This window comes from Arthrobacter sp. 10T425, assembly GCF_056393985.1.
Genome location: NZ_JBFTGZ010000018.1, coordinates 64,583 through 77,030, shown reverse-complemented (window position 1 = coordinate 77,030; position 12,448 = coordinate 64,583). Strand labels below are relative to the sequence as shown.

13 protein-coding genes are annotated in these 12,448 nt (G+C 64.4%); 7 read left to right on the top strand and 6 right to left on the bottom strand.

Going from position 1 to position 12,448, the window contains the following annotated elements:
* Nucleotides 1–164: 164 nt before the first annotated feature.
* Nucleotides 165–611: a DUF1003 domain-containing protein gene (locus AC1DDH_RS18150; RefSeq protein ID WP_476857403.1), complete on the bottom strand. Its 447-nt coding sequence runs from the start codon at nt 609–611 to the stop codon at nt 165–167.
* Nucleotides 612–1,034: 423 nt separating this feature from the next.
* On the opposite strand from AC1DDH_RS18150, the gene AC1DDH_RS18145 reads away from it, so the two are divergent.
* From AC1DDH_RS18145 to AC1DDH_RS18130, 4 genes are all read left to right on the top strand, one after another.
* A complete protein-coding gene (locus AC1DDH_RS18145; protein ID WP_476956009.1) occupies nt 1,035–1,481 on the top strand; it encodes a hypothetical protein in 447 nt (148 codons plus the stop codon).
* Nucleotides 1,482–1,577: 96 nt separating this feature from the next.
* Complete coding sequence (locus AC1DDH_RS18140) at nt 1,578–1,964, top strand: PLDc N-terminal domain-containing protein (RefSeq protein ID WP_476956008.1); 387 nt, start codon at nt 1,578–1,580, stop codon at nt 1,962–1,964.
* A gap of 529 nt (nt 1,965–2,493) precedes the next feature.
* Nucleotides 2,494–2,946: an SRPBCC family protein gene (locus AC1DDH_RS18135; RefSeq protein ID WP_476956007.1), complete on the top strand. Its 453-nt coding sequence runs from the start codon at nt 2,494–2,496 to the stop codon at nt 2,944–2,946.
* A gap of 286 nt (nt 2,947–3,232) precedes the next feature.
* Nucleotides 3,233–4,126 carry a response regulator gene (locus AC1DDH_RS18130; protein WP_476956006.1) on the top strand — a complete coding sequence of 298 codons (894 nt, stop codon included), beginning with the start codon at nt 3,233–3,235 and terminating at the stop codon, nt 4,124–4,126.
* 253 nt (nt 4,127–4,379) lie between these two features.
* Here AC1DDH_RS18130 and AC1DDH_RS18125 read toward each other — a convergent pair whose 3' ends face one another.
* A complete protein-coding gene (locus tag AC1DDH_RS18125; RefSeq protein ID WP_476956005.1) occupies nt 4,380–4,982 on the bottom strand; it encodes a TetR/AcrR family transcriptional regulator in 603 nt (200 codons plus the stop codon).
* A gap of 169 nt (nt 4,983–5,151) precedes the next feature.
* Between AC1DDH_RS18125 and AC1DDH_RS18120 the strand changes: the two genes are divergently transcribed.
* Both AC1DDH_RS18120 and AC1DDH_RS18115 read left to right on the top strand, forming a co-directional pair.
* Nucleotides 5,152–6,225 carry an alkene reductase gene (locus tag AC1DDH_RS18120; protein WP_476956004.1) on the top strand — a complete coding sequence of 358 codons (1,074 nt, stop codon included), beginning with the start codon at nt 5,152–5,154 and terminating at the stop codon, nt 6,223–6,225.
* A gap of 67 nt (nt 6,226–6,292) precedes the next feature.
* Nucleotides 6,293–7,006, top strand: coding sequence for an SDR family oxidoreductase (locus AC1DDH_RS18115; RefSeq protein ID WP_476956003.1), 714 nt, complete (start codon nt 6,293–6,295; stop codon nt 7,004–7,006).
* Between the two features lie 305 nt (nt 7,007–7,311).
* Here AC1DDH_RS18115 and AC1DDH_RS18110 read toward each other — a convergent pair whose 3' ends face one another.
* The 4 genes from AC1DDH_RS18110 to AC1DDH_RS18095 all read right to left on the bottom strand — a co-directional run bounded on the left by AC1DDH_RS18110 (nt 7,312) and on the right by AC1DDH_RS18095 (nt 10,422).
* The gene (locus AC1DDH_RS18110; RefSeq protein WP_476956002.1) at nt 7,312–8,178 is read right to left on the bottom strand and encodes an alpha/beta fold hydrolase; all 867 of its coding nucleotides are present in this window, start codon (nt 8,176–8,178) and stop codon (nt 7,312–7,314) included.
* A gap of 48 nt (nt 8,179–8,226) precedes the next feature.
* The gene (locus tag AC1DDH_RS18105; protein WP_476956016.1) at nt 8,227–9,225 is read right to left on the bottom strand and encodes an NADP-dependent oxidoreductase; all 999 of its coding nucleotides are present in this window, start codon (nt 9,223–9,225) and stop codon (nt 8,227–8,229) included.
* Nucleotides 9,226–9,326: 101 nt separating this feature from the next.
* Nucleotides 9,327–9,488 carry an acetylxylan esterase gene (locus tag AC1DDH_RS18100; RefSeq protein ID WP_476956001.1) on the bottom strand — a complete coding sequence of 54 codons (162 nt, stop codon included), beginning with the start codon at nt 9,486–9,488 and terminating at the stop codon, nt 9,327–9,329.
* Between the two features lie 286 nt (nt 9,489–9,774).
* Nucleotides 9,775–10,422, bottom strand: a complete 648-nt coding sequence (locus AC1DDH_RS18095; protein ID WP_476956000.1) for a TetR/AcrR family transcriptional regulator — start codon at nt 10,420–10,422, stop codon at nt 9,775–9,777.
* A gap of 118 nt (nt 10,423–10,540) precedes the next feature.
* Here AC1DDH_RS18095 and AC1DDH_RS18090 point away from each other — a divergent pair, with 118 nt between their 5' ends.
* Nucleotides 10,541–12,286 (top strand): CocE/NonD family hydrolase, encoded by a 1,746-nt coding sequence (locus AC1DDH_RS18090; RefSeq protein ID WP_476955999.1) that lies wholly within the window; start codon nt 10,541–10,543, stop codon nt 12,284–12,286.
* Nucleotides 12,287–12,448 lie beyond the last annotated feature (162 nt).

The following is a 12,448-nucleotide window of genomic DNA, read 5'->3' as shown; positions in this document are numbered from 1 at the left end:
CCCCATCAGACAACTCATGACAACGGCACCGCAGGTCACTGCCCGGGGTGTGGCACGTCGGGGGCCCGCTTACGGGAGGCTTCGCTGCCGTTTTACGGGGCACCTCTTTGCGGAACGCCTGAGCCGTTAGCCAGGGTTGCCGGCTGCCGGTATCGGTTCATCTTTTAGGCCGGGCGGGCGCTAGTTGAAAGGCTGCTTTCGTTTGGTCCGTGTTCTGTGAGTTGCTGAAGTTCGCGGAGAATCTCCAACTGCTGGCGGTTAATGTCCATCAGGAGATCGATCTCTTCCTTGGACTTCAGGTTCGTAGTGTAGTCATGCTGGGCCATGGCCCCTGCGATGGCATCCTGGCGTTTGGCGGCGATGAGCAGAATTGCTCCTTGCAGACCGGCCAGCATGGACAGAAAGAGGTTAAGAAGGATGTAGGGGTACGGATCCCAGGCATGGGTCGCCAGCGCCCAGGTGTTTACGGCGGCCCAGACCAGCATGAAGGCGATGAAACCTCCCACGAAAGGCCAGCTCCCCATCCCGTTTCGCATGAGGTCCGCGGCCTGCTGCCCGCGGGTGAGGGAAGCCTTGTGCTTGTCGTGCCAGGTGTTCGGTTCTCCGGTCATCCTCCACCCTAACCAGACCCGACGGCTGGGACCTGCTTCTCCGTTAGTCTGCGCCATGAGTCCTAGCCCTCCGGTGCCGTCGGTTCTCCCGGCACCTGCCCCGTGGCGGTGACTCCGGGACTGGTGCTCAGCTGCCGGGACGAAATGGAGGGAATGCAGTTCGAGTCCTACCTCGGGATGGCTCGCTTTTGGTGCTCTTCGCTCATGCCCCGGTGGCTGTGGAGCATCAGTCTGAGTTGGGCGTTCGTGCCGCCTTCAATCCGGTTGGTAGTGGAGGCCATCTCGAGTCCGGTGAACTCGTGGTTCTGCCGCTACGTATCACCTTCCCCGGATGAGGCCCACGCCCGCGTTACGGGTAGACAATGGTCGGACTTGCGTGCGGCAGGGTTCCCTGCCGCATTCCATTTCGGAAAGGGGCCTCCAGTGTCCAGACCACACCCGATCCTCGCCGGATCGATCGCAGCCGGGGCAGCCATCGTACTGCTCACGGGTTGCGGCACGTCCAGCCCCGGCACCAGTGTCAGCAGCGCCAGAGCGGAGAAGAACGTTTCGCAGGCCTGCGCTGCTGCCAGTGCCTTCGCCGGATCCCTGACAAATTTCAAACAGACACTTAAACCTGGTGCCACGATAGAACAGATCAAATCGGCACGGGAACAGGTCGCGAAGACCTACGACGACCTGGTCAAGGCCAGCCAGGATGTAGCCAAAGACGAAACGGACGCAGTTAAGACGGCCGAAAACAAGTTCGACGCAGCCGTCAGAGCCGTCCCGGATGATGCCACCCTTACTCAGGCGGCCGCCTCCCTGCGGGACGACGCCGCCAACGTCCAGGCCGCGGTCAGTGACCTCCAGACGGCGACTAAATGCTGACCTCAAGGCCCCTCCGGGCAGGTCTGCAGCTAGCCTCAGTCCTGCCCGGCTGCATTCCCGACCCACTCCGCTCCTACAGAAAGCAGGGAAGTTGATATGAGTTTCTGGGAAAACTTTTGGGATATTTTCTGGTGGTTTTTCCTCCTATACGCGTTCATCGCCTTCCTCTGGGCGTTGTTCGCCGTCATCGGCGACCTGTTCCGCGACGACATGCTGAGCGGTTGGTGGAAAGCTGTCTGGATCCTCTTCCTGGTCTTCGTGCCCTTGTTGGGTGTGCTGGTCTACGTGATTGCCCGCGGTAAGGGCATGACGGAGCGGTCCATGGCACGGGCCCAGGAGAACCGGGAGGCCTCGGATGCTTACATCCGCAGCGTCGCTGCACCGAGTCCGAGCGACGAGATCTCCAAAGCCACGGCTCTTCGGGACTCCGGAACAATCAGCGCTGATGAATTCGAAAGAATCAAGACCAAGGCTCTGGTCTGAGAGCGCCATCGACCCAGCACCGCGTGGCAGCAGATGCAATGACCATGGACGAGGTGGTGTCTTAGTCCTCGACCAGGGTGCGGTGTCCTTCTGCGCAACCGCCAGACTGTCGCTCCATGCCATTGGGCGGCACGGTGGCCGGTTGCCAGCCGTCGAGGGCGTTCCCGCAGGCGGTTCGGACCGGCCGAGGCTGCGAGGCATAACCCGATCAGTGGACTCTCTGGCTGCCCACAGGAAGCCGGGCTACTATCCGGCTGTCACTCCGTTTAGAAAAGGAGAACCCCTTGTCTGAAGAATCAGTAGGGAGCGTCGTGCTGGTGATGCACGATCTGCCGGCCGCGGAGGGCTGCGGTGTCATGGCCGTCCAGAACGCGGCGCTGTCCCTTGCCGGCGCTATCGGCCGTGGAGCCTGCCGATGCCTGGCTGGTCGCGTCGGCAGTCCGGTCCCGCGGCCAATGCCTTGGGTTGCGGGCTGATGTCTACAGACCAGGTGCCCACAACCCGGCGCCCTCTCGGCCAGGGTCACAGCATGGCCAGGCACTCGGTCGGGGCCGAGACACTGATCAAAGCCCGAAGCTCCACCGTCTGGGACGTCATCACCGATGCACGGAACTTCACCGTCTGGGAATCCGGCATCACGCACATCAGGGGCGAGTTGCGCAACGGTGGCACCATCAGAATCCGAACCCACACCGGAGGGGAGCGCACCTTCCGGCTGCGCGTCCATCAGATGCCCGGCGAGGTGATGACCTGGACCCAGGGCCTGCCTCTGGGCCTGCTCACCGGGGTGCGTACCTTCACGCTTGAACCGGTGGGCGGCATGACGCACCTGCTCGTAAGAGAAGAGTTCACTGGCCCGCTTTGCGGGCTGCTGCTCCGGGAGTTTGCGTCCGACACGCAGCAGGCTTTCACCGATTACGTTAGCGCGGTCAGGAAACGCGCCGAAATCCTCGGCCGACACGTTCGAACCACGGGATCATGAGCGCCATCGGAGAAGCGCGCAGCGTCCAAGAGCGCCCGACGCCGCCCGAGCGTGCTCTGGGCCATACTCCCCGACGGAGCACTAGTGGCGCTCTGAGGTTACGACACCGGTTGTCTGCAGAACACGTTCAGAAAAGCCACGGATCCACCCCCGCGGGCCCTTGTTGGGTCGGCCCTATCGGTTTAGTGTGGGGCCCGTCGGGCAGTGTGCGCATGGATGCACGCTGGATGGGGACCGGACGGGATCATCCAGCACGCCTTCGGTGCCTTAAAAGCGAAGGAACGTAATGGCGATGATGGCTGAACCGGAAATCCACCCGCCGCCCCCTTTGGCCGGCCGGGGCCTCTATCTGCTGGACGACCACGAGGTCGTGAGACGGGGCCTGCGCCATCTGCTGGAGTCCGAAGGTCTCAGCATCGCCGGAGAATCAGGATCCGCGCACCGGGCGTTCCGGCGAATCCCTGCCCTCCGCCCGGAGCTGGTCATCCTTGACGATGATCTCCCCGACGGTTCAGGTGCCGACGTGTGCCGGGCCATCGCTGCGGCGGACCCGACCATCCGGTGCCTCCTGATGACCGGAGATGCCAACGAAGCCGTGCTGATCGACTCGATTCTGGCCGGCGCATGGGGGTGCCTGTCCAAACGGGACGGCAGCTGCGAACAGCTCAGGCTCATCCGCCGTGCCCTGGCCGGGCACACCGCGTACAGCGGCCGGTTCCGGACCGCGCTCGTTACCCCGCTCGTCGGGCCCGCAACCCAGTCCCTGGATAGGAGACTCCTGACCCTTACGAGACAGGAAATGAATACCGCCATCCGACTGGGGAGAGGGCTGACCAACCGCCAGATCAGCCAGGAAATGTCGCTGGCGGAAAAGACCGTGAAGAATCTGACCTCAACCATTCTGAGGAAACTCGGCATGGCGAGCAGGACGCAGGCCGCCGTGTTCATCACCAGGGCGCTGAATTCTTCTAACGACCCTGCCGACGGCGGATACCGGTTTAGCCCATCCCCGGCTCTGATCGCGGAGGTCACGGCAGCGCTGCTGACCTGCACCAGCGAGTCCTGCACCGTGCCACCCACAGACGAAGTGCGGGCAAGGGACGTCCGGCGGCTTACCGACGCACTCCTGGCGACCCGGACCGATCGGATGGGACCCCACCTGCTGCCCGGCCGGACTTAAGAACCCGGAATGCCGCGAACCGCGCGCCCGGCTCCAGCACACAGAAGATTCGGCGGGTTTGCGGGGTGCTGAGGGCAACGCCTAACTGGAAGTCCGGCGTCTAAAATCCTTTGCCTGGAACCGCACGGTGCCCCCTCGTCCGCTGAGGGAGTCCGGCTGCGCATTCAGTGCAGCAGCGGTGGCCGTTCTTCTGCCGGTCCACGACCCCAGGCAATTGGTGGACACCGGGCGTTGGCGCGAGCACTTGATTGCGTCAGTGAGACAGCAGTACGCCGACCTGTGTCCGGATGTCCTGAACAATCTCGTCGATGCTCAATGCGGCATTCACGGTCGCTGCCATGCTGAGGAACATGATGGCGCTGACGATGCGGGCCGTCGTAGCGGCATCGTGCGCACGAGCCGGTTCCTGCCTGCCCAGGACGGCAGCGATGGCCTCCTCGGTCTCCGCGACGATGGAGAGGGCCTCAGCGTGACGGGGCTCCGCCGGATCACCGAAGACCATTTCCCGCAGGTACGTGCGTCCGTTGTCGACCTGGACGCGGTTGCATTCCACGATCGGCCGTACGATTGCCAGCACCGCATCGAGGATATCCGAGGTGGTTTCGGCATCAGCCCGACCTTGCTGAAGCGCTTCGGCGTAGTGTGCGTTCTGCACGAGGAGGAGAAGTTCGCCTTTGGTCTTCGCGTAAAGGAACAGGGTCCCGGTGCCTATGTCCGCCTTGTCGGCAATCTGCTGGGTCGTGACATCCTCGATGCCGTGCTCGGCCAGCAGTTCGCTTGCCGCGGCCGTGATGCGGTCCAGCTTCTGCTGCTTGTTCCGCTCGCGCCGTCCGACCGGCTGGGAGGCGAGAGACATGGTAATGGATCCTCCGGAATAGATTCTGACTGCACTCAGTTATGAGTGTAGTCACTACTGTGTGGGTTCGAATGTTCCTTCGTTCATTCTCCCACGCAAGGGCCGAACCCCAGTGTTCCGCCCCGGCAGAGTGGTGGCGCTATACCCCGCGACGCAAAGGACCGCACACATGACTTCCTCCCTCTGGCAACCCTTCACCATCGGCAATGTGGAGCTGCCGCACCGGCTCGCGCTGGCCCCGCTGACCCGGAGCCGCGCAAACCCTGATGGCACCCCCGGGGAACTGGCCGCGGAGTACTACGGCCAACGCGCCTCGCTCGGGCTGATCATCACCGAGGGCACGCAGCCGTCCGAGGATGGCCAGGGCTATCTGAACACCCCCGGCATCTACACTCCTGAACACATCGAGGGATGGCGAAAGATCGCCGACACGGTGCATGCAGGCGGCGGAGCCCTGTTCATCCAACTGATGCACGTCGGCCGGATGTCGCACCCGGATAACACCCCGCACCACCGTCAGCCCGTGGGCCCGTCGGCGATCTCGGCCGAGCAGGACATGTTCACTCCAACGGGCCCGCAGAAGACGCCGGTGCCGCGTGAGCTGACTGCCGAAGACATCCAGGCCACCATCGCCGGGTTCCGCCACGCCGCAGCCTCCGCTATCGCAGCGGGAGCGGACGGCGTGGAGATCCACAGCGCGAACGGGTACCTGCCGCACCAGTTCCTCTCGCCAAACTCGAACCACCGCACGGACGAATACGGCGGATCCGTGGAGAACCGGTCCCGGTTCGTCGTCGCGGTCGCCCGCGCGGTGGCCGAGGAGATCGGGGCGGACCGGACCGGCATCCGCATCTCACCGGCGTTCCCGCTGGGCGGAATCAATGAAGGGGACCCCGCCGACGTCCGGACTCAGTACCGCCACCTGGTCGGCGAACTCGCCGCTCTGGACCTTGCGTACCTGCACGTACACCACCTCGGTGACGACGAACTGCTGCGGTCCTTCCGCGACGCGTGGCCTGCGGCCATCCTCGTCCTCCGCTATGGGCGCGACCGCGAGCAGATTGCCGACGACATCGACGCCGGGCTCGCGGACATCGCGCCGCTGGGCCGCTTCGCCCTGGCGAACCCCGACATTGTTGAGCGTCTGCGCACCGGTGCGCCACTGAACGAGGTGGACCCGGCAACCCTGTATGGCGGCGGCGCGGCCGGGTACACCGACTATCCGGCCCTGGCACACGCCTAATCGTCTGCCGCAGGTCGCACGCCACCGACCTTCCATACCCCGTACCGATCAGAAAGAAGAAACAGCCATGCCCTCACTCAACGGAGCAGTCGTCCTCGTCACCGGAGCCAACGGCGGAATCGGCACGCAGTTCGTGCACGAAACCCTCGCCCGGGGAGCTGCAAAGGTTTATGCCTCAGCCCGCACCCCCCGCGCCTGGAACGACGAGCGCATCGTTCCGCTCGCCTTGGACGTCACCGACTCCGCCTCCATCCAGGCAGCGGTCGACGCGGCACCGGATGTGACCGTGCTGATCAACAACGCCGGCGCGTCGGTCTCCAGTGCCGGGATCCTCACCCACACGGACGAGGAGATCCGCAGGAACGTCGAGACGAACTTTCTCGGGCCTCTCTTCGTCGCCCGCGCGTTCGCTCCGGTCCTGTCGGTGAAGGACGGAGCGATGATCATCGACATCCACTCGGCCCTGAGCTGGTACGCCGTCGCCGGCATCTACAGCGCCACCAAAGCCGCCCTCTGGTCCGCGACTAACTCCCTCCGCCTCGAACTCGCCCCCGCCGGCGTGCACGTCGTCGGCGTCCACGTCGCATACGTCGACACCGCGATGGCCGCGCACGCCACCGACCCGAAGCTCGACCCGGCCGTGCTGGTGCGCACCGTGTTCGACGCCACCGAGGCAGGGCAGTACGAGGTCCTCGCCGACGACACGTCTGTCCAGCTCAAGGCCGGACTCAGCGCACCCCTCGAAGCGGTCTACCCGCAGTTGGCGGCGACGAACGCATAAGGGAACAACCGGTGCCACCGCGTTCACCAAAAGTGAGCGCGGTGGCACCACTCCCGCCGCAGGGAGTGTCTGAATAGCGGAGGATCCGGGGTTGGCCTGACACTCCGGGGGAGTCACTAGCCGGGGGCCGCGTCACGGGTGGCGATACTTTTGATCACTCTGCTGACGCGCTTGTGGGTGTCCTGTTCGAGCTGGCCAGCGCGACGGAACGCCACGCCAATGGCTGTGCCCGCCCGTATTCACGGACGGGCACAGCCACAGTGACTCTCTGCTCTGTTAGCGGGATCTTGTCAGGTACGTGCTGGTCAGTGGGCGAGGAATTCCACGGCGACGGGGGAGAACCTGTCGTGGAACTGGAAGATTCCGCCGTGGCCCGAATCGGGGTAGATGATCAGCTCGGATCCCTTGATGCGCCGGTGCAGGTCCCCGGACAGGACCGACGGCACCATGCGGTCGTTGTCGCCGTTGGCGATGAGGGTGGGGTGGGTGAGCCTTGACAGGTCCGACGGCGCGGAGCGGCCGAACTTCCGGATTGCCTTCAGCTGAGTCTGGAAGGCTTTGGTGCTGATCGGCTTGTCGCGGTCGACAGTGCGCTCCTGCAAGCGCTTGATGAACGCCTTCGCGGCCGGCTTGCCGGTCGCGTCGCGGTTGAAGAACAGGAACTCCTTCGGGTCCGAGCGCGTCAGGGTCGCGCGGAGGACGTCCCAGTAGGTGGTGCCGACGACCTTGTCGATGTCCTTGCCGCCCCGCGGCCCGGTACCAGCCAGCACGAGCTTGCGGACGAGGTCGGGATGCTTGAGGACCAGGTCCTGGGCGATCATGCCGCCCATTGAGAAGGAGAAGACGTCGACCTGGTCGAACCCGAGGGCCTTGATGAAGGTGTAGGCGTCGTCGGCCATCGCCTCGATGCTGTCCGGAACCTGCCCGGTGGAGGCTCCGACACCGCGCTGGTCGAAGGTGATGACGTGGCGGTTCTTCGCGATGGGCTCGATGATGCGCGGGTCCCAGTTGTCCAGGGTCGCGGCAAGGTGCACGAAGAACACGACGGGGATGCCGGTCTTGGGCCCCAGCTCGCGGTAGGCGTAGGTGATGCCACCTGAAGTGATGGAGCGTGTGGCGGCCTTCGCGTACGAGGTGACGACAGAGCCGTTCGGGGTGTCAAAGCTGCTCATGCTGGTAGTCCTCCTGGGTGGTCTGTGAGGTGAATGGCTGCCGGCGGCTCAGGAGGGAAGTGCGACGACGGCTTTGCCGCGGAGGCCACCCTTGGCCAGCGACTCGAGCGCCTGTGGGGTCTGGGCGAAGTCGAAGACCCGTCCAACGACCGGGCGCAGCACGCCGTCGTCAACCAGGGCGGTGATCTGGCGCAACTGGTCGCCGCTGGCATGCATGAAGAGGAACTCGTAGCTGACGCCGAGCTTCTTCGCCTGCCGCCGGATCCGGCTGCTGAGCCCCGCGATGGCCAGGCGCAGCACAGGGTTCAGGCCGGCCTTGCGTGCGAACGCCGGGTCCGGCGGGCCGGCGATTCCGATCGCCTTCCCGCCGGGCTTGAGGATGCGCAGTGACTTGACGAGGTTCTCCCCGCCGAGGCTGTCGAGCACCAGATCGTACCCGGTGCGGAGCTGTTCGAAGTCCTGCGTACGGTAGTCGATCACAGTGTCCGCGCCGAGATCGCGCACGAAGCCGGCGTTGGAGGCACTGGCGGTGGTCGCGACGGTGGCGCCGAGGTGCTTGGCGAGTTGGATCGCGATCGACCCGACCCCGCCGGCTCCGGCGTGGATGAGGACCTTCTGCCCCGGACGTACGTTGCCTTGCTCAACGAGGGCCTGCCACGCCGTAAGTGCAACCAGCGGTAGTGAGCCGGCCTCCTCCATGCTGATAGATGCGGGTTTCAGTGCCAGATCGGCCTCGGTGATGGCGATGCGCTCGGCGAACGTGCCGATGCGGTCTTTGTCGGGGCGGGCGTAGACCTCGTCACCGGGTTTGAAGCCGCGCACCTTCGCCCCGACACGGATGACTGTGCCGGCGACATCGTTGCCAAGGATCAGCTGGAGCTTGTACGGGAGGATCTGCTTGAACTCACCCAGGCGGATCTTTTCGTCCAATTGGTTGAGGCCAGCTGCCTGGACCTGGACCAGCACATCGCGATCGCCGACCGTCGGCTCCGGGACGTCTGCTGCGCGAAGCGGCTCCTTGTACTTGGTGACGACGAATGCCCTCATGGCGTGCTGCTCCTCTATGACGTACGGTTGGTTAAACATGAGCCTACTCAATTTTGAGTTGACTCAGAAATATTGTCAAGTGAACCGTTAGGTGCGCGCGTTCATTTGAATATTCGGGCCACATTCCCGCGATGGATCTTCAGGAAACATGCAATCTCCGCATAGGGGTCCTGATCGGTGATGGTGACAGCCGGTGGGAAGCCGCAGAGGAACGGGACCAGTGCCGCGCCTGCGGGGCGCTTGCCCGTGTGCGTGAGTCTCATCCGGGCTTCAACGTTGATCGGTCGCTGTCAGGTTTTCCGGGAGGATGCGGAGGTCCGCGTACTCCCCGGCGGTGTAGGGTCAGCGCAGTCAGGACACCATGACTTCGAATTGGCGTGTGGCCGGGAGGGGCTGGCGGACCTTTGTCCGGCCAAAGATAGCGTGGACATTGTCCATACCCGTATGCACCTTATGCCGCTGCTGGTGGCTGGGCACCTACCTGCCTATTTCAGCTGACGCGAGTTCATGCAGCCCACGAGTCCTATGTGACATGACTTTCAATGGCAGTCACGCGCCGGTGCCCTTCCCGATCCCGCCGGTCTGGGAGGGTGCGCCAACCAGGATCTGTTGGATCGCCGGAGCCACGGTCGCCACCAGCTTCTCTATGTCCGCGTCGACCAACACAGGCACACCGATGATCCGCCTGCTGGTGACGATACCGACCAGCATCGATGAGGCGAGTCCAGCCCGGAGAGCGGCATCGTCATCGCTGCGGCCGATTGTGCCGTGCAGCAGGCGGGATTGGATGAACTCACGCAGTTGTGCGCTTGCCTGGTCATTGACGATCGCACCACGCAGCATCGCCATCAGTGGTTCGGAATCGGTGGCGGGGCCCTCCCAAGCGTCGAGGTAGGCGCGGACGACGCGTTCTCCAAGATGCTCGTCCGGCCCCTCGAAAGCCGTGTTGAACCGTTCGAGGGCCGACGCTGGGACGGACATCACGGCCGCGAACAGCTCGTCTTTGGAGCGGAAGAACTGCATCACCTGGGACACGTCCACGCCGGCATCGGCGGCGACACGCCGGATCGTCGTCGCGCCGAAACCGTCGGCGGCGAACCGGGCCCTGGCGGTGTCGAGCACCGCCTGTCTGGTGCTGCCGGTCCCGGGCCTCCGGCCGCGGCGCGCTTTCGGCAGGGATTCCTTCTGTTGGGTCATGAGTCAAACCTAGCAACCGATATAGATTTTCTCAACAAGTGTTGAGTTTTTGAACTGGCCGACGTAGGCTCGCTTGGACGCAAGCCCCGGAGGGCTGAACTGACCGAAGGAGCTCGCCATGAGCGATGACCAGAAAATGTTCGTACCATCCCATCCGCTGCCGGCCGCGAGAACGGGCGTGCTGACCGCGTTCGAACCCGGGACCCGGACCCTGGAAGCAGGGTTCCGGATTGCGCCTCAGTTCCGGGCCCTGCCGGTGGATGTGGTGTTTGAGAAGGACGTCGCGGTTCAGTTGCGCGACGGAGTCACGATTCACGTCGACATCTTCTGTCCCGCTGGTTCTGAGCAGGTGCCGGTGATCGTGGCCTGGAGTCCGTACGGCAAGGGTCAGGGCACATCCCTTAGTGTCATGGGCGTCTTCGGGCTGGTTGGCCTGGACAACGGCATCGTGTCCGGTCTGGAAAAGTTCGAGGCACCGGATCCCGCATACTGGTGCGCCCAGGGCTACGCGATCTGCAACCCGGACATCCGCGGCGTGGTCGACTCCGACGGCGACAGCGTGCTGTGGGACCGGCAGGAAGGCCGGGACTGCTACGACCTGATTGAATGGCTCGCCGGGCAGCAGTGGTGCTCCGGCAAGGTGGGCATGAGCGGGACCTCCTACCTAGCGGTATCCCAGTGGTTCACCGCCGCAGAACAGCCCCCGCACCTGGCGGCGATCAACCCGTGGGAAGGCGTCAGCGACGTCTACCGCGACCTGGTGATGCGGGGCGGAATGCCAGACATCGGCTTCGCCCGGCAACTCCAGGAAGGCAGCTTCTTCGGCAAAAACCGGAGGGAAGACATCCTCTCCGAAGTCGAGCGCTACCCGCTGATGACCGATCTCTGGGAAAACAAGATCCCCGACTTCGGCAAGATCACCGTCCCGGCGTACATCGTGGCCAGCTACTCGAACACCCTCCACACCGCCGGGACATTCCGCGCCTGGCGGCGCATTGCTTCGGAAGAGAAATGGCTGAGGATCCACAACAGCCAGGAATGGCCGGACTACTACGACGAAGAGAACGTGGAAGACCTGCGCCGCTTCTTCGACCACTACCTCAAGGATCAGGACAACGGGTGGGAGCAAACGCCCCGCGTCCGGTACGCCGTTCTCGACCTCGAGGGCGGCGACCAAGTCGGCGTCGCCGCCGATATGTTCCCGCCCGCGGACATCGCGTCAACGAAGTTCTACCTGGACGGCCGCTCCCGGACCCTGACGACGACCGCCCCGGCCGCCGCGGCGGAAGCCGCGTACGACGTCGACTCGAACCCGGACGCGGTGTCCTTCCTCACCCGTTTCGCGCAGGAGACCGTCATGGTCGGCTACCCGAAGGCGCACCTCTGGGTCGAGGCGCGAGGCGCTGACGACATGGACCTGTTCGTCCTCGTGCAGAAGCTCGACGCGTACGGAACGCCTCTACAGGCGTTCACCGTCCCCAACCAGAGCGCCATGGCACATGACCTCACCGATCGCGGGGCCACGATCCTGCGCTACAAGGGCTCCGACGGACGGCTTCGTGTCTCCGCCCGCCACCTCGACGAGACACTCTCGACCGACGACGTGCCCGCCCACAGCTTCGACCGGGTCCAGAAGCTGTCGGCCGGGGAAATCGTCACCATCGAGATCGACCTGTTTCCGATCGGCCTCGCCTTCCATCCTGGAGAACAACTCCGCTTCATCGTAAGCTCCCGGAACCTGCTCGGCACGCTGATGCCGGGCATAAGCGAATACGTCGGCGCCAACAGCGGAACGCACGTCATCCACACCGGTGGAGAGTACGCCTCCTACCTGCAGCTGCCCGTCCAGACGCCCACCAAATAACGAATGACCATGACCAGCGACGCCCGCATGACCTCAACCCCTGCTCCCGAACACTGGGTGCGCCTGGCTGGCGAGGACCGCGACGGAAGCATCGAAGCCCTGGAACTGGTTTCCACGCGGGGGGCACTGAAGCTGCTGAAGGGCAACCTTGGCCGCGCGCGG

What these genes read in the sequence shown, in the direction of transcription:
- AC1DDH_RS18150 (WP_476857403.1), bottom strand. Translation starts at nt 611, where the DNA reads ATGACCGGAGAACCGAACACCTGGCACGACAAGCACAAGGCTTCCCTC.
- AC1DDH_RS18140 (WP_476956008.1), top strand. Translation starts at nt 1,578, where the DNA reads ATGAGTTTCTGGGAAAACTTTTGGGATATTTTCTGGTGGTTTTTCCTC.
- AC1DDH_RS18135 (WP_476956007.1), top strand. Translation starts at nt 2,494, where the DNA reads ATGGCCAGGCACTCGGTCGGGGCCGAGACACTGATCAAAGCCCGAAGC.
- AC1DDH_RS18130 (WP_476956006.1), top strand. Translation starts at nt 3,233, where the DNA reads ATGGCGATGATGGCTGAACCGGAAATCCACCCGCCGCCCCCTTTGGCC.
- AC1DDH_RS18125 (WP_476956005.1), bottom strand. Translation starts at nt 4,982, where the DNA reads ATGTCTCTCGCCTCCCAGCCGGTCGGACGGCGCGAGCGGAACAAGCAG.
- AC1DDH_RS18120 (WP_476956004.1), top strand. Translation starts at nt 5,152, where the DNA reads ATGACTTCCTCCCTCTGGCAACCCTTCACCATCGGCAATGTGGAGCTG.
- AC1DDH_RS18115 (WP_476956003.1), top strand. Translation starts at nt 6,293, where the DNA reads ATGCCCTCACTCAACGGAGCAGTCGTCCTCGTCACCGGAGCCAACGGC.
- AC1DDH_RS18110 (WP_476956002.1), bottom strand. Translation starts at nt 8,178, where the DNA reads ATGAGCAGCTTTGACACCCCGAACGGCTCTGTCGTCACCTCGTACGCG.
- AC1DDH_RS18105 (WP_476956016.1), bottom strand. Translation starts at nt 9,225, where the DNA reads ATGAGGGCATTCGTCGTCACCAAGTACAAGGAGCCGCTTCGCGCAGCA.
- AC1DDH_RS18100 (WP_476956001.1), bottom strand. Translation starts at nt 9,488, where the DNA reads ATGAGACTCACGCACACGGGCAAGCGCCCCGCAGGCGCGGCACTGGTC.
- AC1DDH_RS18095 (WP_476956000.1), bottom strand. Translation starts at nt 10,422, where the DNA reads ATGACCCAACAGAAGGAATCCCTGCCGAAAGCGCGCCGCGGCCGGAGG.
- AC1DDH_RS18090 (WP_476955999.1), top strand. Translation starts at nt 10,541, where the DNA reads ATGAGCGATGACCAGAAAATGTTCGTACCATCCCATCCGCTGCCGGCC.